This is a genomic window from Capnocytophaga sp. HP1101, from assembly GCF_054772415.1.
In genome coordinates this window covers 35,070-60,067 of record NZ_BPUU01000011.1, presented here as the reverse complement: position 1 = coordinate 60,067, position 24,998 = coordinate 35,070, and the positions used below count along the sequence as shown (strand labels likewise).

Annotated in this window: 27 protein-coding genes and 1 pseudogene; 22 read left to right on the top strand and 6 right to left on the bottom strand. The window is 40.4% G+C overall.

The features are described from left to right. Window positions 1–995 precede the first annotated feature (995 nt). The gene (locus RCZ04_RS08660; protein WP_460485643.1) at window positions 996–1,835 is read right to left on the bottom strand and encodes a S24 family peptidase; all 840 of its coding nucleotides are present in this window, start codon (window positions 1,833–1,835) and stop codon (window positions 996–998) included. 341 nt (window positions 1,836–2,176) lie between these two features. Here RCZ04_RS08660 and RCZ04_RS08655 point away from each other — a divergent pair, with 341 nt between their 5' ends. From RCZ04_RS08655 to RCZ04_RS08640, 4 genes are all read left to right on the top strand, one after another. Continuing rightward, complete coding sequence (locus tag RCZ04_RS08655; RefSeq protein ID WP_460485642.1) at window positions 2,177–2,371, top strand: hypothetical protein; 195 nt, start codon at window positions 2,177–2,179, stop codon at window positions 2,369–2,371. Window positions 2,372–2,721: 350 nt separating this feature from the next. Then, window positions 2,722–3,012 (top strand): hypothetical protein, encoded by a 291-nt coding sequence (locus RCZ04_RS08650; protein ID WP_460485641.1) that lies wholly within the window; start codon window positions 2,722–2,724, stop codon window positions 3,010–3,012. A gap of 192 nt (window positions 3,013–3,204) precedes the next feature. Then, window positions 3,205–3,726 (top strand): host-nuclease inhibitor Gam family protein, encoded by a 522-nt coding sequence (locus RCZ04_RS08645; RefSeq protein ID WP_460485640.1) that lies wholly within the window; start codon window positions 3,205–3,207, stop codon window positions 3,724–3,726. A gap of 93 nt (window positions 3,727–3,819) precedes the next feature. Beyond that, complete coding sequence (locus RCZ04_RS08640) at window positions 3,820–4,020, top strand: hypothetical protein (protein WP_460485644.1); 201 nt, start codon at window positions 3,820–3,822, stop codon at window positions 4,018–4,020. 108 nt (window positions 4,021–4,128) lie between these two features. Here RCZ04_RS08640 and RCZ04_RS08635 read toward each other — a convergent pair whose 3' ends face one another. Then, window positions 4,129–4,401 carry an oxidase gene (locus tag RCZ04_RS08635; protein ID WP_460485639.1) on the bottom strand — a complete coding sequence of 91 codons (273 nt, stop codon included), beginning with the start codon at window positions 4,399–4,401 and terminating at the stop codon, window positions 4,129–4,131. Between the two features lie 229 nt (window positions 4,402–4,630). On the opposite strand from RCZ04_RS08635, the gene RCZ04_RS08630 reads away from it, so the two are divergent. The 18 genes and pseudogenes from RCZ04_RS08630 (at window position 4,631) to RCZ04_RS08545 (ending at window position 17,808) form a co-directional block, all read left to right on the top strand. Then, window positions 4,631–5,194, top strand: coding sequence for a hypothetical protein (locus tag RCZ04_RS08630; RefSeq protein WP_460485638.1), 564 nt, complete (start codon window positions 4,631–4,633; stop codon window positions 5,192–5,194). Window positions 5,195–5,328: 134 nt separating this feature from the next. Then, on the top strand, window positions 5,329–6,501 hold the full coding sequence (locus RCZ04_RS08625) for a phage tail sheath protein (protein ID WP_460485637.1): 1,173 nt from the start codon (window positions 5,329–5,331) through the stop codon (window positions 6,499–6,501). Window positions 6,502–6,568: 67 nt separating this feature from the next. Then, window positions 6,569–6,859, top strand: coding sequence for a hypothetical protein (locus tag RCZ04_RS08620; RefSeq protein WP_009411050.1), 291 nt, complete (start codon window positions 6,569–6,571; stop codon window positions 6,857–6,859). A gap of 193 nt (window positions 6,860–7,052) precedes the next feature. Continuing rightward, window positions 7,053–8,666, top strand: coding sequence for a tape measure protein (locus tag RCZ04_RS08615; protein ID WP_460485636.1), 1,614 nt, complete (start codon window positions 7,053–7,055; stop codon window positions 8,664–8,666). 3 nt (window positions 8,667–8,669) lie between these two features. Next, the gene (locus tag RCZ04_RS08610) at window positions 8,670–9,266 is read left to right on the top strand and encodes a DUF6046 domain-containing protein (RefSeq protein ID WP_460485635.1); all 597 of its coding nucleotides are present in this window, start codon (window positions 8,670–8,672) and stop codon (window positions 9,264–9,266) included. Further along, complete coding sequence (locus RCZ04_RS08605) at window positions 9,266–10,231, top strand: late control protein (RefSeq protein WP_460485634.1); 966 nt, start codon at window positions 9,266–9,268, stop codon at window positions 10,229–10,231. Before RCZ04_RS08610 ends, RCZ04_RS08605 begins: the two co-directional genes overlap by 1 nt. After that, window positions 10,228–10,722, top strand: coding sequence for a hypothetical protein (locus tag RCZ04_RS08600; RefSeq protein WP_460485633.1), 495 nt, complete (start codon window positions 10,228–10,230; stop codon window positions 10,720–10,722). The genes RCZ04_RS08605 and RCZ04_RS08600 overlap by 4 nt, the downstream gene beginning before the upstream one ends. A gap of 4 nt (window positions 10,723–10,726) precedes the next feature. After that, window positions 10,727–10,948: a hypothetical protein gene (locus RCZ04_RS08595; protein WP_460485632.1), complete on the top strand. Its 222-nt coding sequence runs from the start codon at window positions 10,727–10,729 to the stop codon at window positions 10,946–10,948. A gap of 72 nt (window positions 10,949–11,020) precedes the next feature. Beyond that, window positions 11,021–11,332 (top strand): cell wall anchor protein, encoded by a 312-nt coding sequence (locus tag RCZ04_RS08590; protein WP_460485631.1) that lies wholly within the window; start codon window positions 11,021–11,023, stop codon window positions 11,330–11,332. Further along, complete coding sequence (locus RCZ04_RS08585) at window positions 11,332–11,643, top strand: hypothetical protein (RefSeq protein WP_460485630.1); 312 nt, start codon at window positions 11,332–11,334, stop codon at window positions 11,641–11,643. Before RCZ04_RS08590 ends, RCZ04_RS08585 begins: the two co-directional genes overlap by 1 nt. Before the next feature lie 28 nt (window positions 11,644–11,671). Next, window positions 11,672–12,513, top strand: a pseudogene (locus RCZ04_RS08580) (nucleotidyltransferase). Beyond that, window positions 12,510–13,004: a hypothetical protein gene (locus RCZ04_RS08575; protein ID WP_460485629.1), complete on the top strand. Its 495-nt coding sequence runs from the start codon at window positions 12,510–12,512 to the stop codon at window positions 13,002–13,004. The pseudogene RCZ04_RS08580 and the gene RCZ04_RS08575 overlap by 4 nt, the downstream one beginning before the upstream one ends. 6 nt (window positions 13,005–13,010) lie before the next feature. Further along, complete coding sequence (locus RCZ04_RS08570; protein ID WP_460485628.1) at window positions 13,011–13,895, top strand: hypothetical protein; 885 nt, start codon at window positions 13,011–13,013, stop codon at window positions 13,893–13,895. Between the two features lie 21 nt (window positions 13,896–13,916). Further along, a complete protein-coding gene (locus RCZ04_RS08565; protein ID WP_460485627.1) occupies window positions 13,917–15,275 on the top strand; it encodes a hypothetical protein in 1,359 nt (452 codons plus the stop codon). 378 nt (window positions 15,276–15,653) lie between these two features. Continuing rightward, window positions 15,654–16,175, top strand: coding sequence for a hypothetical protein (locus tag RCZ04_RS08560; RefSeq protein WP_460485626.1), 522 nt, complete (start codon window positions 15,654–15,656; stop codon window positions 16,173–16,175). A gap of 28 nt (window positions 16,176–16,203) precedes the next feature. Next, entirely contained in the window at window positions 16,204–16,614 is a 411-nt protein-coding gene (locus tag RCZ04_RS08555) for a phage holin family protein (protein ID WP_460485625.1), read from the top strand. Window positions 16,615–16,764: 150 nt separating this feature from the next. Further along, complete coding sequence (locus RCZ04_RS08550) at window positions 16,765–17,271, top strand: glycoside hydrolase family 73 protein (RefSeq protein ID WP_460485624.1); 507 nt, start codon at window positions 16,765–16,767, stop codon at window positions 17,269–17,271. 6 nt (window positions 17,272–17,277) lie between these two features. Continuing rightward, entirely contained in the window at window positions 17,278–17,808 is a 531-nt protein-coding gene (locus tag RCZ04_RS08545) for a hypothetical protein (RefSeq protein WP_460485623.1), read from the top strand. 66 nt (window positions 17,809–17,874) lie between these two features. Here RCZ04_RS08545 and RCZ04_RS08540 read toward each other — a convergent pair whose 3' ends face one another. The 4 genes from RCZ04_RS08540 to RCZ04_RS08525 form a co-directional block, all read right to left on the bottom strand. Next, window positions 17,875–19,284 (bottom strand): alpha-amylase, encoded by a 1,410-nt coding sequence (locus RCZ04_RS08540; protein WP_460485622.1) that lies wholly within the window; start codon window positions 19,282–19,284, stop codon window positions 17,875–17,877. 62 nt (window positions 19,285–19,346) lie between these two features. Then, window positions 19,347–20,390 carry a SusE domain-containing protein gene (locus RCZ04_RS08535; RefSeq protein WP_460485621.1) on the bottom strand — a complete coding sequence of 348 codons (1,044 nt, stop codon included), beginning with the start codon at window positions 20,388–20,390 and terminating at the stop codon, window positions 19,347–19,349. A gap of 12 nt (window positions 20,391–20,402) precedes the next feature. Then, window positions 20,403–22,025: a RagB/SusD family nutrient uptake outer membrane protein gene (locus RCZ04_RS08530; protein ID WP_002674129.1), complete on the bottom strand. Its 1,623-nt coding sequence runs from the start codon at window positions 22,023–22,025 to the stop codon at window positions 20,403–20,405. Window positions 22,026–22,037: 12 nt separating this feature from the next. Further along, on the bottom strand, window positions 22,038–24,995 hold the full coding sequence (locus tag RCZ04_RS08525; RefSeq protein ID WP_460485620.1) for a SusC/RagA family TonB-linked outer membrane protein: 2,958 nt from the start codon (window positions 24,993–24,995) through the stop codon (window positions 22,038–22,040). Window positions 24,996–24,998: the final 3 nt, after the last annotated feature.

The window sequence follows — 24,998 nt, the reverse complement described above, 5'->3', positions numbered from 1 at the left end:
AACCTTTTTTAGGACAGGACACGTAGCACGACAGGCTGTAAGGGGGAGTATGTGACGGAAAATGGGGTATTGGAGCTGTCGGAAGGAAACGGAGGGGTTCGGAAGGGATTTTTTAGGTAAAAGGTAAAAGGTGAGCTGTGAGAAAGGTATGGTTAGCTTATACAAAGCTTATAGGATGCTTATACGAATCTTGGACGATTGTTATACAAAGGGTGTCTAAGTGATTGATTCATACTGTAATACAATAATGCCAAAAATGCCAATAATGGGGTTTTGAGGCGAAAGAAAGGGGAATTAATGACGAATTACGAATTACAAATTACGAGGGGCGAATGACGAAGAAAACATCCCCCAGTTCACTTACTCGGCTATTGCGGACAAGCTCCAAAGGGAGAATGTGGAGAGGGAAAAAGGTGATAACATCCACCTATTCACATACTTCGCTGGTGCGGACTTCCTTCAAAGGGGGAGATGCGACGGGGGACAAATGACGAGGGACGAAGAAAACCTCCCCCTATTCACATACTCTGCTCTCGCAGACTACCTCGTGGAGGGGGAGTGTGGTGACGGAAAAGAGGGATAAACATCCCCCCTATTCACTTACTCGGCAATTGCCGACAACCCTTCAAAGGGGGAGATGCGACGAAGAGGGTGCAAGAAATAAAGGCAATAGAGGCTGATAACATCCCTCTATTCACTTACTTGGTAGTTGCGGACAAACTTGGAGAGGGGGAGTGCGAGCCGCACAGGCAGGTGTGAACCACACGGGCAGTCGTAGCACGACAGGCGGATAGACGAACAATGAACGAAGAAAACCTCCCCCTATCCCCCTCCGAAGGGGGAACTGTAGCGACTCAAAGACGAAGGAATGACGAACGATGAACGAACAATGAACGAAGATAACCTCCCCCTATTCACTTACTTGGTAGTTGCGGACAAACTCGGAGAGGGGAGAGGGTGGTAAAGGGCTTTTAGGAGTTTTGGAAATTTAAAGGTTATTGTTTTAAAATAGGTTTGTTATAATGCTCTAATTGCTCTACGCGTTCGGTTAGGAACTGAACGTTAGCTTCTAAGTCGGCTATTTTTTGGTATTCGGGGATAGGGTCGAGGAACTCGAAAGAGAGGTGCATTTTACACTCCCATACTTCTTTAATATCTTCGGCTCTAACGGTGATATGAGGGTAGTCGCGATTATCGGATTTGCAATACAGACTGCCGTACTTTCTTATTTTATTCAACACGCGTTTTACAATCACTCCGTCGCGCTCAGTAACTACCACACAAACCCTGTTATCAGAAAGCCATTCCCAATTTTCAACAAATTGTCCGACTACATAACTGCCGTCTTGCAAGGTAGGGAACATTGAGAGTCCGTTTACTTGGAACATTCTAAAAGTGCCGTTACGCATTTCGGGGAGGTTGTACATAGGGAGTTCTTTTATGTACTCGGGGTCTTCATAGCCATTGAGATAGCCGGCTTGGGCGTATACGGGCACTAAGGGTATGGGGTTAAAAAGTTCGTCTTCTTCAACTACTACGACCTTTGGGGTTAAATCTCTTCCTTCTATTTTTAAAGGTTTGATAATTTCGATGTGCGGGTTTTCTATTATTTCTTCATTTTTAAGCATAGAGCCATAGCCCGTTAATAGCCATTCAGCATTTATTTCGGGGAAAGAGCGTAGAATATTTTCTACTTTATCACTTCCGATAGACTTGTTATTTTTATACTGAGTAGCAAAAGCACCATTGGAAAAGCCTACAAGCTCTTCGAACTTTCTAACCGATAATCCCTTGAAATCGATAAAATCTTTTAGTCTACTAACGATATTTGACATATGGATAAAAAATATTTTTTTGGCAATCAATCACATAGAAAAATATATAAAATATTTTCTACAAAAAATTTGGAAGTGTAGAAAAATATCTTATAATTTTGCACCGTAAAACAAAATGAATAGAACAATGAGCAAAAGTACAAAAAAATTGTGGATTACCAATGTTATGGTAATAGAAAAATTATTGCCGAGGGGTGATTGGCTGAGAAGAATTAGTAAAAGGGGAGGGGCTGTAGCAAGACAGGCAATTGTAGCACGGTTGGTTGGTTAGCGATAGTCATTATACACGAATAACAAAACTCTCAAATTATATATTGAATTAATATTAAATAGCAAAAGCAATGAGAATACATTTAAATGAAGTCAGTGATTATGAGTATGTACAACGCAAGCTTCGCGAGCAAGCGGTTGTATTGTTAGAAAAAGCCAAGAGTTATCATCAGCCGGTGCGCTATTTGCCCCAAAGGGTTAGTGGGCATAAGGTGAACTGGTGGAGTGATTTGAAAAAATATGGGCGGCTTGTGGAGAAGAGTTGAGAAGGGAATAGGCCTTAGGCCTTAGGAAGTGTGATGTAAAAGTGAAGAGGCATTAGGGGAAGCGATGTAAAAGAGAAAAAAACAATAATAAATAATGCCAATCAAGGGCTGAATAAACTTATTGAGGGCGTATGCCTCACATACTCGACAGTCGCGGACAACCCGAAGAGGGGATAACCTCCCCCTATTCACATACTCTGCTCTCGCAGACTACCTCAAAGAGGGGATAACCTCCCCCTAGCCCCCTCTTTGAGGGGGAATGTGTGACGCAAAAGCGACAAAGCACGGTTAATCAAAGATAATTATTTTTTAACTCTTGATTCATATAAATAACAAAAATAATAATTACAATGAATAGATTTTTAGAGTACACTAAAGCGCTTGCGCTGAATAGTTTTTTGCAGGTGCTTACATTTGAGGAACGGCTACAGACCTCACAATACCGAGCAGGGCGTACTAATAGAGTACCCGCTCGCGTGCAAGAACTACAGATGTGGGTGGAGCAACATAATTGGCAACCTCCTGTATTTAAATACGATGAAGATCGACACTTGCTTTGGTTAGACGAGCAAAGGGAGTGGCAACCGGTAGAGAAACACCCGCTTTATAAGGTAAAAGGTGCGAGCCGCACGGGCAGGTAAAAGTTAAAGCCAGCGAGGGCTCACAGCTGGGTATGTGAGTAAAAGGTAAAGCCAGCGATGGGCTAAAGGTAAAGATAGGGTAGGGGGGAGAATTTTAGAATTAGTAATACCAATCAAGGGTTGGATTAACAAATTGATTATGAACCTCTCCCTATTTACATTTAAAATTAACGATTAAAAAACAATACGAAAATGGCAAGAACAAAAAGAATAATTCCTACGGGAGTAAGTAAGAAAGAAATGGAGAATGCTTTTTCTCTTTATGCAAAGGCAGAGGCGCAAATGGATAAGATAAACGCTTCGATAGAGACGCAAATTGCCGCTATACGCGATAGATACAGTAGCGAATTGGCGACACTTAAAGAAATAAAAGACACTAATTTTGATGTGCTACAAGCTTATGCATTGGCAAACAAGAACAGGTTATTTGTCAAGAAGAAATCACTTGACAGTTTGCACGGGACTATAGGATTCCGCACAGGTACACCTAAGCTGAAAACGCTAAAAGGATTTACGTGGAATGCGGTGACAAACCTGCTGAAAGAATTTTTGCCTGACTATGTGCGCATAGCCGAAGAACCCGCTAAAGATAAACTTCTTGCGGAACGCAACAATGAACAAATAGCTGATTTTTTTCCAAAAATAGGGGTGGTGGTGACTCAAGATGAAACCTTTTTTGTGGAAGTTAAAGAGGCCTCAGGCTTTAGGCAATAGGGAGTGAGATGCAAAGGTAAAAAAAAACTTTGGTAGAGTTATTCTTGACTCTACCAAAGTTGGCAAAAAGTTTAACATTAAAAAATGAAACATATGAAATGTGACAATACACAACAGCGCAAAGAGCGCTTACAAAAACGCAATGAAAAAGTGCGTCAGCTTTTTGATGAATTGAGTGCTAAACACCCTCAGTGGAAAGTAGATGCTCTTGTAGAGGAGATAGCAAACACTATGTTTTTATCACCTCGTACTATTGAAGCGATACTTTATTTCCAGGGTAGTTATGCCGAATAGGGGTTACCCGAAAAAGTAATCTATTGCTTTTTAACATCCCCCTACCCCCTTCAAAGGGGGATGTAGCGATGCAAAATCGACAAATGAGACTTTTTCGGATAGCACCAATTACTCTATTAGTAGGGAGCCTTGAGGGGTAAGGGTTACGTTTTTTACGGGGATACCGTCGTACTCCAATTGCTTTTTTACCTCAATAAGCATTTCGGTATAAAGATCGTCGGCAAGCATTTGGGCAATACCCACGCCCACTTCGGGGTGTTCTTTCCACTGTCCTTTTTCGGCAGTAAGAATTGCTTTTTGTTGTTGAGGCTCAGAGGAACCTACCTGAAAATCACCTTCGGCAAGGTGCAAATCGTTTTTGATTAAGAGTAAATCTTTCATTTTACACATTTGTTATTTGTTGATGGTGCAAAGGTCGTACATATAGATGAGGTAAGGAAAAAGACGTTCAACGCTTGTAGCAAATTAGTACAATGGTTGTAGCAAATTAGTACAAGGCTTGTTTGCCGATTTTCACAACTGAAAAAACCGCCGGAATTTTGCACCGTAAAACAAACGATAGAAGTGCACTTACAATTAAGATAATGTTTAACAAAAAAAATTAGAAGAAATGGGGAAAAGTAAATCAAACTATGCTATTACAGGGCTTAGTGGAAAAGTAGGTAAAGTATTTGTATTTCGCCAACGTGGAGGAGAAACTATTGTTGCGACGCCTCCTTCGCACACCAAAGCTCCCAGTGCTTCTCAGAAAGCACAACAAGAGAGATTTGTACGCGCTTCGGCTTATGCCAAAAACGCTTTGCAAGACCCTTCGCTAAAAGAGGACTATACAGCAGAGGCTAAAAAGCGCAGGAATGTATCGGCTTACAATATGGCAATGACCGACTATTTGCGCGCTCCTAAAATTGCCCATATAGACCATTCGGGCTATACGGGTAGTGCCACAGGAGAGAAAATAGTGATAGAAGCGGGAGATGCTTTTAAGGTTACAGCTGTGAAAGTGCGCATTGAAGATCACGACGCGACTCTTGTGGAAGAAGGTAGTGCGACTCTTGTACAGGGCAAATGGGTGTACACCACTACGGTTACTAATACCTCGCTTACAGGTGATAAAATAATAGTAACCGCTACTGACCGCCCTGGTAACAATTCTAAAAAAGAGGAAACCCTTTAACAGTTAAGAGTTAATAGAGGACAGTTATTTTTAGCTATTTTGCCTTTTAATTAGTAGAGTTACAATTAAGGATATAATAAGGGAGGGGCAGGGGGACATTTATTAAATAATTAACAAAAACACATAATTAAAAAATGGGATTACCAAAAGTATTATTTAACATTGCCAAAGATGGTATGAACCGTACGGGCAATAACATTCAAAAAACTACAGGGCTTATTGTAACAGGTACAGCTGTAGCCAGTAAGGTAGAGCTTGGCAAGTCGTACCAAGTATTTTCATTAAATGAAGCTGTAGCATTGGGTATTTCGGAGGCTGAAAACGCTTTTGCCTATAAGCACGTCAAAGCGTTTTACGACCAAGTGTCTACGGGTACACCTCTGTGGGTAATGCTTGTATCGGACGCTACGACTATGACGGCGATGCTTGACAAAGACGGCACTTTTGCGCCAACTCTTATAGCCGATGCCAAAGGTGCTATTAGGGTATTAGGAGTAGTGAAAAAGGCTACTGGTAGCGAAACTATTGCCGCGGGCTTAGATGCTGATGTACAAGCCGCTGTAGTCAAAGCACAAGCTATTGCAGAGCACTTTGAGAAGAAATATATGCCTTTTAGGGTAGTGGTATCGGGTAACAGTTGGAATGGTAAAGTGGCTGACCTTACTAATTTTTCAGAAAACGAGCTCAACAAGGTAGCGTGCTTTATCGGTAATGACGATAAAGAGAAAGAAGCCTCTATGGGTCTGTTTTTAGGCAAAATTGCTTCTATACCTGTACAGCGCAAAATTCACCGCGTGAAGGACGGTAGTGTATTACCTTTGGTGGCTTACTTTACTAATGGTGCTACTATCGACAGCAAAGCTGACGAGTGGGACGCTTTGGACGACAAGGGATATATTTTCTTTCGCACCTTTGTAGGGCGTTCGGGGTACTACTTTTCTGGAGACAACACGCTTACCCAACCCACAGATGACTTTAAAAGTTTGAGCAATGGTTTGGTAATGGATAAAGCATTGCTTCTTGCTTATGGGGCTTTGGTAGAGGAATTGAGTGATGAAGTATTACTTTCAGAAGACGGCAGTATCCACCCCGCGATTATCAAGAGTTGGCAAACTAAGTTAGAGAATGTCCTACAAAGCCAAATGGTTTCAGAAGGAGAGCTATCGGCAGTGAGCATTAGTATCGACCCTCAGCAAAAGGTGTTGCAAACAGGCAAAGTGGTAGTAGGACTAAAACTTCTTCCTGTGGGGTATGCTGATTTTATTGAGGTGAATATTGGATTTACCACAAAAAAAGAAGAGAATTAGGTGCGAGGTCGTAGCACGACAGGCAGAAAATTAGCAAATTGGAGAATTAGGAAATTAGCAAATTAAAATGGACGTAACAAAAGAACAAATCAAACAATGGAAAGCGAAGTACAAAGAGGTATTTGTATTGCGAGTAGATGATAAAGTAGCATACTTGAGAACGCCTGACCGCGCAACCCTCAGTTATGCTTCGACATTGGCGACAAAAGACCCAATGAAGTTTAACGAGGCTATCCTTACCAACTGTTGGTTAGGAGGAGACGAAGAGATTAAGACTGATGATGCTCTTTTCCTCTCGGCAAGCAGTAAGCTTGGTGAACTGATACAGATTAAGGAAGCTACCTTGGAAAAGCTTTAAGCAGTGCGGAAATTGACGAGCCTCGGGATTGGTTGCGTATTACCAATGCCTCACTGCGTTACTATATGCATATTGCCAATCCCGATGCCCTCAATGATACTGAGTGGGCTATGAGAGTGAAGGAACTGGAATGGATTCGCCAAAAGGAGAGTGAATCATACGGAGAATAAAAAAGTAAAGAAAAAACTTATAAATGGCAGAAAATCCAAAAAACACGATATCTTCTTTCTTTGATCAGACAAAAAGATTAAAGGAGGTGGTAAATAACATTATAGACCCTATTTCGTCTTTACAGAAAATACTAAAGCAGGGCTTTACAGCGGATACCCAAAAGATGAGTTTGGCTACTTTGATGCAAGGCAATATGCAAAAGGCACAAGAGGTACACCAGAACCTCACACAATACAGTGGGCAAACGGCTTATGAAGTACCATCACTTGTAAAAGCTCAAGAGAGTTTGATGGGAGCAGGGTTAGCCCCTGAAAGAGCATTGGAAACACTCAAGCAGATAGGAGATATTGCCTTAGGGGATAGCAAAAAGATAGAACCTTTGGCTACCGCCTTTGCCAAAGTAACCGCACAGGGGAAATTGCAAGCAGCTACACTCACACAGATGCAACAGGCAGGATTTAATCCTTTGCAAGTGATAAGTGAGCGGACAGGCGAGAGTATGAACTCTCTACAAGAACGGATGAACAGAGGAAGGATTTCGGCGAGAGAGTTAGCTGAGGCTTTCCGATGGGCAACTGATGCACAAGGAGATTTTTATCAAGGAGCAGAAAATGTGAACAGCACTCTACAAGGCAGGTTTGCAGTTTTAATGGCTTCGATACAATCTATAGCTGTAAAAGTGTATGAGATTATAAGTCCGTTACTGATTCTGTTGGTAGCACTTTCTACAGTGGTATTTAGTACTTTGAACGAGGGATTCAATTGGTTTATACAAAGGCTTCAGGAGGGGAACCCTATAATCCTTGGTATTGCAGCGGTGTTAGGAGTATTTATTACAGCTATTACATTGCATAACACTTATATGGCTATTGCGGCGGCGTGGCAGAACCGACTATCGTGGGCAGTGATTAAAACGAACCTTGCCTTTTTAGCTAATCCTATAGTATTGATTATAGCAGGTATTGTGGCTCTTATTGCGATCATCACTTATTGTATTGTAGGTGTGAGCGGTTGGGGCAAAGCGTGGGATAACACTATGCAAGGAATGAAGTACTTGTGGGAAGCTTTTATTCTCACCTACAAAGCCCATTGGAATACGGCGGTCAATGCTTTTATGGCAGGTGTAGACCTCTGTAAGTTGGCTTGGTATAAGTTTAAAGAGGCTGTAGGTTTGGGAGATAGTAAAGAGAACCAAGCGATGATAAGCCAAATACAAAACGATTTGCAGGAGCGCGCAAAATCGGTAGCAGAAGGCTATAAGAAAGCAGGTGAGGCAGGAGTTAAAGCTAAAGAAGCTTTTGGTAAAGCGTGGGGGTCTTTAGAGTTTAAGAGTCTTTCGAGTGTGAAAGACGGATTGATGAGTAAGTTGGGCATAGGACAAACAGCACAAAAAATGAGTCCGTTAGCTACTTCTACTGTCAGCACGCCTTTTTCAGAGAAGGGTAATAAAACTAAAGATAATATCGTAACAGGAGGTACACGACAAACGCATATCAACATACAGATAGGCAACTTAGGCACGGATACCAAAGTGTATGTATCATCAGTACGTGAAGGTGTAGAGAACTTTGGAGAACGACTCAAAGAAGAGCTTTTGAGAGTTGTGAACAGTGTAAACCAAATGCAAACAGTGTAACTTATGGAATTTGATATAAAAGAACTCACCGCACGGGCTTTTCTGGATTATGTAGGTCCAGCATTCCCACAGTGGTGGGCAAACAACAAGACGAAATTTGTACTGCCGAGTTTGTCTAATATTAGTGAGGCACGCAGTAATGGGAGTCAGTATTTTATGACGCTAAAAGTGGCTGATAAATCGGGAGAGCAGACGGTTTTCCCCAATGAGCCTTTGGTGAGTTTTTCGCTTACTAAAACCATTGTAGAGACGGCAACCGTAGGTAAGCACCGTAAAGGTAAGGTGAAAGAGTATATCGCAACCGAAGATTGGCAAATTACTATTAGGGGATTGTGTGTAGACCCACGAAACCCTGACCAGTATCCTACAACACAAGTGCAAAGCCTCAATAAATTGTTTGAAAAGAATGAGAGTTTGGAAGTGATAGGTAATAAGCTTTTTACTCTTTTTGACATTCACAACATCGTGCTCAAAGATATTAGCTTTGAGGAGATGGAAGGCGAGGAAGGCATACAGAAGTACACCATCAAAGCGGTATCGGATATGGACTTTTATGCGGAATTAGACGAGAAGAGAACCCAACTTAACAATTTATACTGATGTTTGTATTACAAGCGATTATTAAGATAGGCGATTACACTTTTAGGACGGTGCACAGCGTGAAAATCACCAAATCAGTAGATGAGCTTGCCGACACCTGCACTATTGAATTGCCTACCCATTTTAAAGTGGACAAAAGGGGCGAAAGCCTCTATACGGAAAAGGCAATTAAAGCAGGAGATAAAGTGAGCGTTACCCTTGCTTATGAAGGGATATACAGCGGAGTAGAGTTTGAAGGCTATGTAAAGAAAGTCAAGCCCAACATACCCGTGAGCATAGAATGTGAAGATGCTATGTATTTGCTAAGGCGTAAGAATGTTAGCAAGTCGTGGCAGAAGACAACGCTCAAAGAGGTATTGCAAGAGGTAGTGAAAGACACGTCTGTTACATTGGCGGAGAATATACCACAAATGCCTTTAGAGCAGTGGATTATAAGGAATGCCAACGGTACGCAGGTATTGGAAAAACTTAAAGAGGAGTTTAGGCTAAGCGTGTTTATCAACGATGAAGGTAAGCTATACGCGGGGCTCTCGGAGCTCACCAATATAGGACAAACGGCGCGCTATGACCTTAATGAGAATATTGTAGCGAATGACTTGGAGTACCGGACTAAGGAGGAGCGCAAGCTGAAAGTGCGTTACACTTATATCGACAAAAACAACCAAAGGAATACGGTAGAAGAGGGAGATGCAGAGGGAGAGCTAAGAACTTTTTATACTTCGGTAGTGAGTGATGAGGCAAAGCTACGAGCAATGGCAAAGGCGGAGGTGGAGAGATTGAAATACGACGGCTTTGACGGTACGCTTACGAGCTTCTTAGTGCCTTTTGCAACAAGGGGTATGCAGGCTCATATCATAGATCAAGAAATGAAAGAGATTGACGATCATTACTTCATTAAGAAGGTAGAGATTACCTTCGGACGTAATGGGGCACGCCGACAAGTAACCATAGGAGCAAAATTATGAGTATAGACAGAGCATTAGCCGAGGGGCTTAGGCAGATAGGGAAACGCAAGACCCCTACCATAGCGGTAGAAGTAGTGTCGGTAGACAAAACGCAAGGCACGTGTGTGGTGAAAGACGACGGGCTAGAATATACCGTGCGATTAGCTTCGGTGATTAACGACAATGCTGAGCGGTTTTATCTCTTCCCCAAGGAGGGTAGTAGTGTGCTGATAGCTTCGATTGGGGAAGATGAGAACCGCTACTATGTGGTAGCATATAGCGAGATTGAGAGCGTGAGCTTACGGATAGAGGAAACACAGCTTACCATAGACAAAGCAGGCTTGCATTTGCAACGCGGAGAGGTGAATTTTAAGAGCATTTTAAACGAGCTTTTAACAGAGCTTAAAAACGCAGTGATACAAACACCTGCGGGAGTGGGGAACTTTGCCCCAAACAACGCAGCAAAGTTTGAGGAGATTAACAATAAGATAAATGAATTATTAGCAGATTGAGATTATGGCATTAGATAAACAAGCACTAAAAGCAGGGATTATACACTTGCAACAAGAAATGCTTACTAAAACAGAAGCAGGAATAGAAGAATATGCTGAAAGACTTGCCTCACTTATTGAAGCTTATGTAAAGAGTGGAGAGGTAACAGTGCAAGCGGGCATATCCGTATTGGCAGGTACTTATACAGGAGTTACTACTGGTATGGGGAAAGGAACAATCAATTAGGTACGAGCCGTACGGGCAACGTGAGCCGTACGGGCAATAAATTAGCAGATAAACAGATTAATAATTTATACAATGGAAGTAATTATAGAAGGGCTTAAAGAGCATTTTGTATCGTTTATAGGAATGGTACTATCGGGAGTAGTGGGTTGGTTTTTTGGTAGACCTAAGCAACGGATGGAACTACAGACTAGCGAACTTGAGAATGTGGATAAAGCTGTGAAAATCTATCGAGAGATGATAGAAGATTTAGGGGCTAAATACGCAAGTGCTATTGAGGAGCTCAAGAAAGCCAATCAGCGTATTAAAGATTTAGAAAACTCTGTTGAAGGGCTACTGACCGAACTCAAGAAATACAAGCAACTAAATGGAAAATCAAGAGAGTAATGCAAGTAACAGTTTTACATAATCAGAGTCTTTTAGACCTTGCTTTACAGTATACAGGAACTATTGAAAGTGTCTTTGAATTGGCAATGCTCAACGATTTGAGTATTACCGATGATGTGGTAGCAGGGGAAGTATTAACAATACCTACAGAAACATTCACTAATAATGATATTTTGACTTACTACATCGCAAAGAAGATACAGCCTGCAACTGCTTTTACGCAAGAGGACAAGAAGATAAGCGAACGTCAAGGAGGTATTAGCATATGGGCGATAAACTTAGATTTTGTCGTGAGCCACGACGGACAGTAATTATTCACTTTTCACTATTTACGGAATTATGGCACGTACAATACAAGAAATACAACAGATTATCTATAATGCGAAAGAGCGAGAAGATGCGCTTAACGCACTTAACTCAAACTCAAGAGTAGCCGTATGGCGACTGTGGGTGTATATTATCTCGGTAGCTATTTGGAGCTTAGAGAAGTTATTTGACTTACATAGGGCAGATGTAGACAAGCGTCTTACTGAATTAAAACCTCATACGGCACGCTGGTATAGAAGTAAAGCGCTTGCTTTTCAGTATGGCTTTGACCTCTTACCCGACAGCGATAAGTTTAACAACAAAGGTAAGACAGACGCACAGGTAGAGGCGAGTAAAATTATAAAATATTCAGCCGTAGTGGAAAGCAATGACGGTAGGTTGATAGTAAAGATAGCCACTGAAAACGGAGGAAGGTTACAGCCTATTACATCAGATGAGCAAAATGCTTTCAGCAGTTATTTATCAGAAATTAAAGATGCAGGAGTGCGTACTACGGTTATTAATTATCTGCCAGATAAGCTCGTACTAAACCTTGATGTGTATACGACCCATTAGTATTGGATAGCAATGGAAGCGATGTGCTTTACGGCAAACGCCCTATACAAGAAGCCATAGAGGGCTATCTTAAAAACTTACCTTTTAACGGAGAGCTCATAGTAGCCCATCTTGTAGATGCTTTGCAACAAGCGAATGGAGTGAAAATACCACACTTAAAAGAGCTCAAGACAGCGTGGATAGACCCTGAGACCAAAGGCTATGGAGCATTACAAAACATAGGAGTTACCCAAATACCACAAAGTGGTTACTTTGAGGTAGATTGGAATGCTTCACAAATAAAATACATCACAAAATGATATTTAATTTCAATATAGAAAAATTGGTCATTCTACTTATACCTTCCTTTTTGAGAAAGTTAAAGATGGTAGGGTGGATAAGAATGCTTAGTGCACCTATCAGTCAGTTGCATTATGATTTTATTCAGAAGAGAAATTTGGATATTAAAAAACTTGGACTGAATGGACAAGTATGTTATTTACGCAAAGCACTAAATGATGCATTTGATAATGAGCAACGGCGTATACGCATATGGGACGGTAATCAGTATAAAGGACAGTATCTTTATACTGAAGGAGAACAAAAACCGAAATTTTTAGGGACTATGTATTTACATCGTGAGGTAGATTACAGCGACACAGGAGTAGATTTTATTGTAAAGATACCTTTGGAGATATGGGAGGCGAAGAAGACTCCTACAAGTGAAATGGGTAAATACCGTTTCTTTGAGATAGAAGCCCTAATAAACTTTTACAAATTAGCGAGTAAACGATATATTATAGAAGTATAGAATATTATGAACAGTATTAATGTAAACCAAACGGGAGGCTTCCCACTAACTACTGATGTATTAAGTTATATGCAGAATGCTTATAAGATATTCAATGCAATGAGTGGTATTTCAGGAGATTTAGTCATTCTTTCGGGGTGTGAAGTAGTAGGGAACACGGTGTCAGACGGAGTAGTAGCCATTGAAGGAGAGGTATATCCTTTTCAAGGCACGACTCTTGGCTCTCACGTGTTTATTAAAGAAGTGAACACTTCTAAAATTTTTGAAGACGGCTCACAGAAAACAGTACTTGTGGAGAAAGTAGCTACTTTTGGCAGTAGTACAAAGAGTTATCCGTGGGCGAACTTTAAGCGGGTATTAAGTAACAGACAAATAGAGGAGAAATCATTTACAGAAGAAACCTCTTTACTGAAACGCTTGGAGAAATTGGAGGAACGTGTAAAGAAAACGGTACCTTTGGGATTGGTGGCTATTTGGGGAAAACCAGCTAATATTCCTTTACCAGAAGGCTGGCGAGAGTATGAACCTTTACGAGGACGTATGGCTGTAGGGCAAGATATTGCCGATAATGATTTAGGAGTGATAGGTAAGGTAGGAGGAGAAAAAATGCATAGACTAACTATTGCTGAAATGCCTAGCCATAATCATTTATATAAGGATACTATAACTGTTGAAAATGTTAGTTATAATGATAGATTAGAAATTTTAAAAAGAGGAAATTTTTTAGATGGATGGGATGATATAGGGACAAGAATACCAGGGGCAAAAGACCAAGATAATAATATTCTTTATTATAAGAAAAGAACTAGTGAAATAAAGGGTAACGATCAATCTCACAATAATATGCCTCCTTACCGAGTAATTCGTTATATAGAGTTTGTAGGATTTTAATTTATACAATAAAATAATATTATGACAGCAATAGAAACATTAAAGCAGTGGTTTTCTAACCTTAAAAAACCCACACAAGAGCAGTTTTGGGCGTGGTTAGATAGTTTTTGGCACAAGAGCGAAAAGATACCAATGGCAAGCGTAGACGGCTTAGATAAACTTGTAGAAGGGACGGCTTCGGCTGAGCAATTGAGTAATCACCTAAACGATACAGAGGCGCATAAGGTGTTGTTTGACCAAAAAGTGGACAAAGTAGAAGGAAAAGAATTAACTTCTAATGACTTTACTAATGAATATAAAGAGAAGTTAGAGAGCCTTCATCAAGTAGATATTTCGGGACTCTTACCAAAAGGAGATTATACGGGTACGGCTCAAGACCTAAAAAAACTTATTGACGAGAAAGCTGATAAGAACCATAAACACAAGTGGGGAGATATTGAAGGAAGTCCTGCTGATTTATCGGAAGCTTTAAAAAAAGCTGTTAGTAATCTACAGATAGGTGGGAGGAATTTAATTCTACAATCCAAGCATAGAATAACAAAAACTATGACGTCTCCTGGTTTTGTAGAAACATACAATTTATCACAACCGTTAGAAATTGGTAAAACTTATATTTTTACGTATAAAAACCATAAGGAAAAAGATGTACTTTTTTTCCTATGGAATGGCAGTTGGGAGCAATCTACACAAGTATATAGTGGTAAACCATTTGAAGTTACAAAACAATATAGTAATTTTAATGTTCATACAGATGGAAGTAGTACTGAGTATGATTTTGAATTATTAAAACTTGAAAGAGGAAATATATCTACTGATTGGTCTCCTGCTCCTGAAGATTTTAATTTTTACAAAGGAGAAATCCAAACTTCGGAATTAAGCACATTCAAACAAAGACCCGCAGGTGTTTATAAAACTGAATTTGGAGGCGGTTCTGGTATATATGTTAATCTTCTATCTAACGGTTCAGCCTCTTCTTTGGAGTTTTATAAATCTGATTGGTATCCTGCCACTCGTATAGGTGTAAGAAATTTGGTTGATAGCAATAGATTTAACGATGACGGAGGTAAGTTTAGAGATTTAGCGTGGTTCTCTGATGTATATAGAGAGGGGGCTAAATGTGAGGGAAATACTACTCTTAGAGTAGACCATCAAAATCAAGTGATATTTGTCACAGTAGCTTGTTCTATTGACCTCTCTGCTATTCAAAATATGGGTTCAGTATCTTTTAGAAAAGTGTTTGATGGCGGACAGGTAACCTTCACTTGTGCAGGTAAGAGCATCATCTACACGGGAGATACTACGTTCAACGGTAAGAAAGGCTCTACAGCAGTGATTTCTATCTACGAAAACGATTGTTACATTGATATAAGAAATATTTAACTTTAAAAAACAACAAAATAGATAATAAATGGCTTTGATAAGAAAAAATACATTTTTTGTCCCACAAGGGTATAGAGCAATTACGCTCTATCCCTTTATATTCGTAAGGAATGATAGCGATAAACACGACAAAGTTCTTATCAATCACGAAAGCATTCACATAAAACAGCAGAAGGAGTTGTTAGTATTACTTTTTTATGTGTGGTATGTGTTGGATTGGTTGAGGAAGATTTTTATTTACAAATCTGCAAATCTTGCCTATCTTAATATCGTCTTTGAAAGAGAGGCTTACGAGAATGAAGATAACCTTAAGTATTTAAAAACAAGAAAGAGGTTTGCTTTTTGGAATTACTTGAAATCTAAAAACAAGAGAAAGAGATGAATCCTATACAGTATTTTCAATGGGGAGAAACTTTTGTTAAACCTGCTTTTTATATTGATTTAAAGTTAGGATATAACGGTATATATCCTGAATTAAGCAGGTTTGATTTCGACACAGAATCACAAACTAATTTATATTTATTACCTGTGTACAATTCTCCTGTTTTGCTTAAGACAAATTATAAGTGGGTAGATACCACCTCCTCAATAGTATCAATGCATAATTTTCCTACAGAGGTGAAAAACGCAATCTCGTTTAAAAATGAACCTATCAAAAAAATATGGATGAGAGTACGAATAAGATTTGATAATAAATCAGACCCTGATTTCTGGAATGACTCAATAACAGTAGAGGTAGGTAAACATCTGTTTACGTCTCAAAATGGACTTATTTTTAAGTACAATAGAATTAACAAAGATGAGTTAAGAGATAGATATGAAATAGAATTTACATTACCCACTCCTATAATGACGCAAGAGTTTCTTAAACGTTTTGTGATTACGTTACCTTTTTACTGATGGATTTATAATTATTTTATTTATTACTATGACAAAACTAAATTACATATTACAAGGATTTGGGTTTAGAGATTTTAAAGACCTCTTACACTCGTCCTTTGGACACACTTTTTCAATGCTTTTTTTCAAAATAGATGTTATTATGTCGCTCTTATTTGCTACTATTCATTTTCTCTTTGGTTTTAACCATTTGTTTCTTACTGCATTTGTCATTCTGTTAATTTTTGAATGGATAACGGGCACGGCTGCCTCCTATCGCCGTAAAGAAAAACACGAAAGTCGCAAGATAGGGCGTATGCTATTAAAGATATGTGTTTACTTAGTGATTATCTATATACTGCATACTTTCTCCGCCAATGCCGATTTCCCTACGCTTGGAGAGTTTGAGTTCGACCCTTTTCATTGGCTCTACTGGGTTGTACTAATCGCTATTATATGACAGTTGATAGTGAGCTTGCTTGAGAACTTAGATAGCTTAGGTTATAAGTTTGCCCAAGTATTACTCAGAATTATTAACAAGAAATTTTATAAAACCTTTGACATTGACTCGGAAGTTAGCAATCCGTCTCAATCTAATAATTAAAGACTTATGAAAACAAAAGATTTTATCATTACCTACAAGCCTTACGCCATCGCTTCTGAGAGGAAGACGGGTATCTCGCACCTCTTTACCTTAGCACAAGCTGCGTTGGAGAGCAGTTGGGGTGAGCGCGCTCCTGGGCATAATTTTTTTGGTGTAAAAGCTAGCAAGGATACACCAGTAAGTAACAAGCAATTAGTGCGTACTACGGAGGTATTTTCCGTGCCTATGGTAACAAAGGGACTTTTTCCTGAAATTATCAGCATTACTAAGCGTGCGGACGGCAAATATTTGTATGTGGTGAAGGATTGGTTCAGAAAGTACGATACCCCAGAAGAGAGCTTTACTGACCACGCTCAATTCTTCATCAAAAACAAACGCTATGCAGAGGCATTGAAAGTGAAAAGTGACCCCTATAAGTTTGCTGAGGAGGTCGCCAAAGCTGGCTATGCTACGGCACCCAACTACACTGAAACTTTGAAGAAAGTGATTAAAATGATTGAACAAGCAAAATAACTATGTATGAAAAGAGTTTTATTATTAATGTTACTCCTTTTGATCGTCACTGCTTGCCGAACTAAAAAAATAGAAAACACAAGCGAGCGACAAGTGCAGAAAGAGCACTTTGTCCAATATAAAGATAGCTCTAAGCTCCTTACCAACACGTCGCACAAGTCCGTTTTGTTCGACCAATCCGATGCGTCCTTTGAGCTTGAGCTCGAAAGTGACAAAGACAGCCTTGGTAATGCTAAAGAACTCACCTATACCCGCACTCGCGACGGCAATAGTGAGACTATAAGGGTACGCAATGGCAAGGTGAAAATAAAAGCTATCAGAGCCCATTCTAAGAGCTTACAGCAGGCTGATACTACTCTTTATAAGCAATCCTACGCAAGTGCTCAAACTGAAGTTCGAAAGCACGAAATACAGCAAGCTGAGCAAATACGAAAACACTCCCAAAGTAAGCCTTTAAGTTATGTTCTTTGGTTGTTATTGCTCGTAGTCTCAGCTTATGTATATTGGAGATACAAGCGTTTTAAACAGAAGATTTAAAACTTAAGTAAAAAACGAGCTACTTCATTGCGAGGTAGCTCGTTTTTTTATCTGTATAACTTTATGTTATTTACCTATTGACCACACGGTGTAGCTATTGGCGGGTACTTGTATAGTTACATTGCCGTCGCTATCGGTAACAAAAAGTAAATGACTATTACCAGAGTAATCCATCAGGGTTTTATTTTTCCAATGGGTGGTGATAGTACGCTTGGCAGGGAGAGTGCTATTGTTAATAAAAAGGACTAACCCTGGGCTTTTCTCATTTCCCAGACGGGATACTACATACTCCGTATTGGAGGCTAAGTGAAATTTCTCTTCGCCTACTGCCAAACTGCGGTTGATGAGCATTAGCTTTTGTAGCTTGGCTTTGAAAGCCTCATTTTCGTAATCGGAATAGAAAATACAAGGGTAGCCACTATGGGTAAGAATATAGGCGTACGCCATTAGTTTTTTATCAGGCGCAATGGTATTGTCGGCTATTTTGTCTTTCTCGGTATCGTGGTTAGCTGTAAAAGTAACCGCTTTATCGGGGCGTAAGGTTCTAAGCATAGGGTGACTATCAGTCATCAGTTCGTGCATATCTTTATTGCGGTCTAACGCCTTTTCAAGAGCATAAAAGCAGGCAAAATCAAAAGCCCTTGCACCGCTTTCATCTACCCATTTTTTAAGCACTTCGGGGTTGCCGTCCCACAGTTCACCTACGGCGAAACCGCCTACTGATTTCAGCCAATCTTTTACAACCCAAGGTCCAAAGCTCTTCACATAGTCAAAACGCCAACCGTCAAACTTTATTGTATTCTTGTAATACTTAGCCATTGAGTTATCTTTTTCCCAAAGTTCTTCACGCACATAGGGCACTTTATGTGAGAGGTCTTGTTCCCCGTAAAAGTCAGCTCCTTCGTCAGAAGTTGCATATTTATTTGGGTGAAAGCACTCATAGTTGCGGTTAAATCTTCCTGAGGCATTGCCGTGAGTTTGGTCAAAAAGGGTGTAGGTGTTTTTATTGCGGTAAGGATTCCACTCTTCTCCCCCTCCGTTATTATGCCCTATAACAATATCGGCAATTACTTGCAAGCCATTTTCGTGGGCTTTGCTGATGAGATTTTCGAGCTCAGCGCGTGAACCAAAGCGGGTTTTTACCGTCCCGTGTTGGTCATATTCGCCAAAGTCAAAATAGTCGGAAGGGTCATAGCCCATAGAGTAGCCGCCAGAAGCCCCTTTAGAGGCAGGCGGTAGCCAAATGCGGTCTACCCCATTAGCTTTCCATTCGGCGAGTTTAGGGGTAATGGTATTCCACCACTCTCCGCGAGGTTCTACATCCCAATAAAAGGCTTGCATCATCACGCGGTTACCGTTGTCTATTGTAGTAAGGTCAAGGGCTTTTACTTCTTGCGGGTTAGGGTTATCATTATTATCTTTTTTATCGCAGGAAAAGACGAGCAATCCTGCGAGAAGGTATATATAATATTTCATATTTTTGGTATTTAAATGATATAATACAGGCTGTCCGACAGTGTCGGACAGCCTGTATTCTGTTACAATTTTTCTATCTTGTAAGTACCTTCTTTAGTTTTTACATCAAAAGAGAAAGAAACGTTGTAAGTGCCTGCACTCACTTTGATGTTATTTCCACCATCTTTAAGCTTACCACTAAGAGCGGTTGCTGGGTTATCAGTGCTATCAGCACCGAAGTTTGTACCCCATTGGTTATTTAAACGGATTTTAATTTCTCCGTCCTTTAGACTAACATTTTTAGCTTCCCATTGGTTAAAAGCACCATTGTAAGACAACTTGATGTCTAAATCCTTATTTTCGTCCCAACCATTAGCACCGCTACCAACTATACCCCAAGAGTATTTTTCGATACTATAAGTAAGCGCTTTTTCGTTGAAAGTAATCTTATAAGTACCTGCTAAGACAGCAATATTACCTCCTCCAGACACTAATTTACCGTTACTTCCGCCGTAATTAAGATCCCATTTATTATCTTTACGGAATTTGATGCTACCAGTTTTTAAAGTAGCATAAGCTACTAATGCACCATCGTCACCTTTCCACATTTTGATATCTAATCCTTTATCTGGATCCCAACCGTTAGCACCATCACCAGCTATTCCCCAATCGCTTGGTTTGATTTCATCAAGGAAAGGGGTTACTTTCAATTTATGCTCGGAGGAAAAATTACGTTGGTCGCTGAGGACTAATCTTACTGCTACGGTAACTTCGGTGGTTGTTCCTGCTGTAATTTCTAAATCACTTATGAGATAGTCATTTAACTCTTTACCTGTGATAGCAAGAGGGGATTTCTCAACTGAAATAGATTTCTCCTTTTTTCCATCTTTTCTTACAAAATTAACGGTATATTTAGGAGCAAGGTTTATGTTGAGGTTTTTGGTTTCCCAAGAAACAGTAAGAGCTGTTTGAGAAGCGGTGCCCTGTGTAAGTACTACGTTGTCGGTAGATAGGGAAGCCTCTATTTTGGCATCGGCATTAAGGGTTGCCTTTTCTTCGTCTTTTTCGCAGGCTACCAATGAGATAAGCCCCATACATAGTGCTGCTGTTTTAAGTATATTTTTCATAGTATTCTCTTTTTAGTATCCTGTATTTTGAGTAAGGTTGTCATTAGCGGTGCGTGCATCTTGAGGAATAGGATATAAGTTTCTATAATCGGGCACTGCTACACCTGAAGCGGCACCTCCTTTGAAAGACCAAAGGTAAGCACCTCCTGTAAATTTACCATAACGAATAAGGTCGGTACGGCGCAATCCTTCCCAGTACAATTCACGAGCGCGTTCGTCTAAGATAAAATCTAAGGTAAGGTTGCTATCGGCTATGTTGCCAGAGGCGTTACCATAAGCACGGCTACGCAATTGGTTGATATAACCTAAGGCAGTAGCTCTATCACCTCCTGTACCACCGCGTAGCACGGCTTCAGCATAAGTAAGATATACTTCGGCTAAGCGAATGAGCGGTAAATCGGTGTCGGGGAATTTCTTTTCGGGGTCTTTACCTGCGGCTCCTGTAGAGGTTATGTTCTTGAATTTAGTAATGGCATAGCCTGACTTTGTAAAGTCTTTCAAGTCTGTGTTCTCATAGGTTTGTCCATCGGTATAGAACATCGCGCGTTTGTCTTTCCAAGCGGTAGGCTCGTTATTACTATTGCGTGCTGATACCTCAAATTTATTAACGAATTCTTTAGGAGCTGTAAGACCACTCCAACCATCGTTAATACCTAAGGAAGAAGCATTCATATTTCCTCCGGTAGCTCCGTGTATAATGAAAGCTGTACCTCCAAAAGTTTTGGTATTAAGCCCATCAAAACTTGCTAAAAATATAAACTCGTTTTGAGCGCCATTGCTGTTGTTATCGGCAAGGAACAACTCGTCGTAAGCGGTACCATTGTTATTGGCATCGGTAGTGTTTAAGCTATAGGAAGAGGCAATTACCTTTTTAGCATAGGTAATACAATCGGTATATTTATCTTGTCCTATATACACTTTAGCGTTGAGGTATAAACGAGCGAGGAGCGCTTGAGCGGCTACCACATCTACACGTCCGTATTCATTAGCACGTGCGGCTTTTAGTTTGCCCTCTAAATCCTTTAACTCACTTTCTACGAAGTTAAAGAGTTCGGCACGTGTGTTTTGAGCAGGTTTTAAATCTGCCTTAGAGGAGGTTACCAAAGGTGCTTTCCCGAAAGCATCTATTACGTTGTAATAAGCATAAGCACGGATAAAGCGCGCTTCGGCAATATAATAAGCTACTTCGGGGTCAGAAGCTAAGGCTTGTGCGTTATCTATAAACGAGTTCGCAAAAGCGATTTGTTGCCCCAAGCGGTTGTAATAGGCATTGTTAAAGGTGTTAGCAGGTGTCCAACTCATATTGTGGAAGTCGGGCACACCAGCATCACTCCAGCGAATGATAGCCTCATCGGTACTGGCTACTTGTAAGTAGAATTGCATACGAGTGTATCCAGTAGAACCTTCATCGGCACCTGCTATATCGCCATCACCCGCAGGACCTTTTTGCCCAGTAAGCGATAATGAGGCATAAATTTTAGCTAAGGCACCTTTAGCTTCAGTAGCGTTTTTAAACACGTCTTTTTCAGTAAAGCTATCGGGGTCTATAGGCTCTTGGTCTAAATCTTTCATACAAGCACTAAGCGAAAGTGCTAATATTACCCCAAAGATACTATGTTTGATATATTTTTTCATACTCTATATTCATTAAAAGTTAACATTCAAGCCCAACAAGTAAGTTTGAGGGCGTGGATAAAGGTTGTTGTCGATACCAAAAGTAGCTCGATTGGTAGCACTATCTACTGATAATGCTTCAGGATCTAAACCACTGTACTTAGTAATAGTCAATACATTTTGTACAGTACCATAAAGGCGAATGTACATTTTATCGGTATGAGGGAAGGTGTAACCTAAGGTGATATTATCTAACTTGAAGAATGAAGCGTTCTCTAAGTAGTAATCGCTTAACCACGATTGGTCGTTATGGCGTTGGAAATTACTATTCGCTTTAATATTGCGCAAGAAACCACTGTTAGCAGTAATTTCGCCGAATTGGTCTAAGCGTGATTGGGTGTTATTGTACACATAGTTACCGATGTTTGCACGGGTAGTGATGTTTAAATCCCAATTCTTGTAGTTCAAATCGGTACCAAAGCCCATTGTTATAGGGGCAAAAGGCGATTTGTACAAGTAGCGGTCGCCTTCGTCTATTTTGCCATTACCGTTTCTATCCACAAAAGCATTTTCTACTGGATTGCCTTGTGCGTCGTACACTTGTTGGTATACAAAGAAAGAGTAAGGGGTTTCACCTTCGCGGTGTAGTTGTACACGGTTACCAGTACCTCCTGAGATACCTCCGGCGGGTTGGTCATCGGGCATTTTGGTAATCTTATTTTCGTTGTAAGAGATATTGTAATTAAAACTCCAACGGATATTCTTCTCAATATTACGGATAGGAGTTACGGTCAAACCAAGTTCAATACCTTTGTTTTCCATATCCCCTACATTGGCATTTACACGGTTTTTAAAGTTGGTAAAGGGGTCGATTGTGGTTTCGGCTATCAGGTCTTTGGTTTGTTTGCGATACACATCGAGGGTACCTGTGATGAGGTTGTTCCACAAGCCAAAATCAATACCAGCATTGAGGGTATTCCCCACTTCCCAACGTAGGTTTTTATTGGTTACCCCAGGACGGTAAGTTTGATAGAAACCATCGCCCAATTGATAAGAAGCTCCGTCTTGGCTACGAGTGTAATTGGTAAGGAAGAGGTAGTCGCCCAAACCATTCACGTTCCCTACTTCACCATAACCAAAACGCAGTTTGAGTTCGTTAAGAGTTTTGTTGTCTTTAAGGAAGTTCTCGTTGCTCACGTTCCAAGCCAAGGCTACTGAAGGGAAGTAACCCCAACGGTCGTCTGGGTTTAGTTTAGAAGATGCGTCGGCACGAAGGGTAGCGGTAAAGAGGTAACGATTCTTATAGCTATAGTTTGCACGACCAAAGAAAGACATCAATACGTTTCTATTCTTGTCGATGTTAGGTACGATTTTGTTATCACCTGGGTTAGTGAAGTAAGAGTAATCAGTAGAGTTATTGTCAAACTCAAATGACTGATAAGAGTGTCCTACCATTAGCCCTATATTATGAGTTTCTTTGATGTCCTTTATATAGTTTATATAAGCATCAAAGAGCTTGTTGGTAGCTTTATTAGTATAAGTAGTTTTAGCTCCGTCGAAACCAGGAGTAGAGGTAGGCATACGGCGGTCGGTTATTTTATCACCTTCCCCTTTACTGTAATCAATACCCACGTTTACACTAGCGGTAATATCTTTAAAGAAAGGCAAGGTATAATCTACTTTAGCATTCCCAATAAAACGATACACTTTAGAAGAATCGTCTAAAAACTTTAGCATTGCCATAGGGTTGTTAGGAGCTAAGTCGTAACGGCTACCATTATTAGGGTTCACCCAAGCGTGGTAACCTCCATATTTAGCGAGACCTCCAAACACTGACTGAGTAGGGTCGTACTCTACGGCTGCCCCAATAGCATCTTTATTAGCAAAACGGTTTTGCATATAAGTACCATTGGCATTCAATTCTAATTTCAATGATTTATCAAAGAAAGTAGGGTTCAAACTAATTTTGGCATTGGTACGTTTGAAGTTATCGGTACGCAATATCCCATCGGCATACGAATGTCCTACTGATACACGGTAAGGCAAAGTTTTGTAAGCGCCGGAGAGCACCAAAGTACTATTGCTCATTGGAGCAGTTTGGTAGATTTCTTTTTGCCAATTAGTATCGGCATTTCCTAAGAGCGCTTCGGCAGCAGGGTTATTCAATCCTTTTACTGTTTGGCGGAATTGGTTAGCATTCATTACATCTACGTATTTGTTTACATCTTGTAGGGCGATGCTAGTATTGAAGCTAATCTTCAAATCTTGGTTTGCTTTTCCTTTTTTGGTGGTAATCATAATAACTCCATTGGCAGCACGTGAACCAAAGATAGCGGTAGACGAAGCGTCTTTTAGCACGGTCATACTCTCAATATCTTCGGGGTTGATAGAGTTGAAGATACTACGAGAACCGCCCACGCCTCCATCGTTCATTGGCACACCGTCAATTACAATTAGCGGGTTAGAAGTTAAGGACAAAGAGCCATTACCACGGATACGGATAACTTGTCCTTCACCGGGAGCTCCACCAGTAGAAGCCATCTGTACCCCAGCTATTTTACCTTGGATAAGCTGGTCGGCATTTACGGCAGGAGCTTTGTTAAAGTCTTTGTCGGTTACCAAGTTTACAGAACCTGTAAGGTCTTTTTTCTTTATAGCTCCATACCCAATGACTACCACGTCTTCCAATTGTTGTGTATCCTCTTGGAGAACAATGTTCATAGTACCTGCTTTAGCAGCTACTTCTCGGCTTTTATAGCCTACTGATGAGACCACAAGGGTAACCCCTTTGTCTACTTTTAACTCAAAATTACCGTCAAAATCGGCAGCAGTACCGTGAGAGGTACCTTTTACAAGCACACTGGCACCCATCAAAGGTTGTCCAGAGCCGTCTTTCACTGTTCCTTTTACAGTGATTTGCTGTGCATAACCAAAGGTTACACACAAGAAAAACACTACTGTACAAAGTAGTCTGTTGATTTTTACTTTCATATA

What these genes read in the sequence shown, in the direction of transcription:
- RCZ04_RS08635 (WP_460485639.1), bottom strand. Translation starts at nt 4,401, where the DNA reads ATGAAAGATTTACTCTTAATCAAAAACGATTTGCACCTTGCCGAAGGT.
- RCZ04_RS08550 (WP_460485624.1), top strand. Translation starts at nt 16,765, where the DNA reads ATGAAAACAAAAGATTTTATCATTACCTACAAGCCTTACGCCATCGCT.
- RCZ04_RS08645 (WP_460485640.1), top strand. Translation starts at nt 3,205, where the DNA reads ATGGCAAGAACAAAAAGAATAATTCCTACGGGAGTAAGTAAGAAAGAA.
- RCZ04_RS08660 (WP_460485643.1), bottom strand. Translation starts at nt 1,835, where the DNA reads ATGTCAAATATCGTTAGTAGACTAAAAGATTTTATCGATTTCAAGGGA.
- RCZ04_RS08575 (WP_460485629.1), top strand. Translation starts at nt 12,510, where the DNA reads ATGATATTTAATTTCAATATAGAAAAATTGGTCATTCTACTTATACCT.
- RCZ04_RS08590 (WP_460485631.1), top strand. Translation starts at nt 11,021, where the DNA reads ATGGAAGTAATTATAGAAGGGCTTAAAGAGCATTTTGTATCGTTTATA.
- RCZ04_RS08655 (WP_460485642.1), top strand. Translation starts at nt 2,177, where the DNA reads ATGAGAATACATTTAAATGAAGTCAGTGATTATGAGTATGTACAACGC.
- RCZ04_RS08535 (WP_460485621.1), bottom strand. Translation starts at nt 20,390, where the DNA reads ATGAAAAATATACTTAAAACAGCAGCACTATGTATGGGGCTTATCTCA.
- RCZ04_RS08525 (WP_460485620.1), bottom strand. Translation starts at nt 24,995, where the DNA reads ATGAAAGTAAAAATCAACAGACTACTTTGTACAGTAGTGTTTTTCTTG.
- RCZ04_RS08595 (WP_460485632.1), top strand. Translation starts at nt 10,727, where the DNA reads ATGGCATTAGATAAACAAGCACTAAAAGCAGGGATTATACACTTGCAA.
- RCZ04_RS08650 (WP_460485641.1), top strand. Translation starts at nt 2,722, where the DNA reads ATGAATAGATTTTTAGAGTACACTAAAGCGCTTGCGCTGAATAGTTTT.
- RCZ04_RS08620 (WP_009411050.1), top strand. Translation starts at nt 6,569, where the DNA reads ATGGACGTAACAAAAGAACAAATCAAACAATGGAAAGCGAAGTACAAA.
- RCZ04_RS08555 (WP_460485625.1), top strand. Translation starts at nt 16,204, where the DNA reads ATGACAAAACTAAATTACATATTACAAGGATTTGGGTTTAGAGATTTT.
- RCZ04_RS08600 (WP_460485633.1), top strand. Translation starts at nt 10,228, where the DNA reads ATGAGTATAGACAGAGCATTAGCCGAGGGGCTTAGGCAGATAGGGAAA.
- RCZ04_RS08540 (WP_460485622.1), bottom strand. Translation starts at nt 19,284, where the DNA reads ATGAAATATTATATATACCTTCTCGCAGGATTGCTCGTCTTTTCCTGC.
- RCZ04_RS08615 (WP_460485636.1), top strand. Translation starts at nt 7,053, where the DNA reads ATGGCAGAAAATCCAAAAAACACGATATCTTCTTTCTTTGATCAGACA.
- RCZ04_RS08560 (WP_460485626.1), top strand. Translation starts at nt 15,654, where the DNA reads ATGAATCCTATACAGTATTTTCAATGGGGAGAAACTTTTGTTAAACCT.
- RCZ04_RS08545 (WP_460485623.1), top strand. Translation starts at nt 17,278, where the DNA reads ATGAAAAGAGTTTTATTATTAATGTTACTCCTTTTGATCGTCACTGCT.
- RCZ04_RS08610 (WP_460485635.1), top strand. Translation starts at nt 8,670, where the DNA reads ATGGAATTTGATATAAAAGAACTCACCGCACGGGCTTTTCTGGATTAT.
- RCZ04_RS08640 (WP_460485644.1), top strand. Translation starts at nt 3,820, where the DNA reads ATGAAATGTGACAATACACAACAGCGCAAAGAGCGCTTACAAAAACGC.
- RCZ04_RS08625 (WP_460485637.1), top strand. Translation starts at nt 5,329, where the DNA reads ATGGGATTACCAAAAGTATTATTTAACATTGCCAAAGATGGTATGAAC.
- RCZ04_RS08530 (WP_002674129.1), bottom strand. Translation starts at nt 22,025, where the DNA reads ATGAAAAAATATATCAAACATAGTATCTTTGGGGTAATATTAGCACTT.
- RCZ04_RS08585 (WP_460485630.1), top strand. Translation starts at nt 11,332, where the DNA reads ATGCAAGTAACAGTTTTACATAATCAGAGTCTTTTAGACCTTGCTTTA.
- RCZ04_RS08565 (WP_460485627.1), top strand. Translation starts at nt 13,917, where the DNA reads ATGACAGCAATAGAAACATTAAAGCAGTGGTTTTCTAACCTTAAAAAA.
- RCZ04_RS08605 (WP_460485634.1), top strand. Translation starts at nt 9,266, where the DNA reads ATGTTTGTATTACAAGCGATTATTAAGATAGGCGATTACACTTTTAGG.
- RCZ04_RS08630 (WP_460485638.1), top strand. Translation starts at nt 4,631, where the DNA reads ATGGGGAAAAGTAAATCAAACTATGCTATTACAGGGCTTAGTGGAAAA.
- RCZ04_RS08570 (WP_460485628.1), top strand. Translation starts at nt 13,011, where the DNA reads ATGAACAGTATTAATGTAAACCAAACGGGAGGCTTCCCACTAACTACT.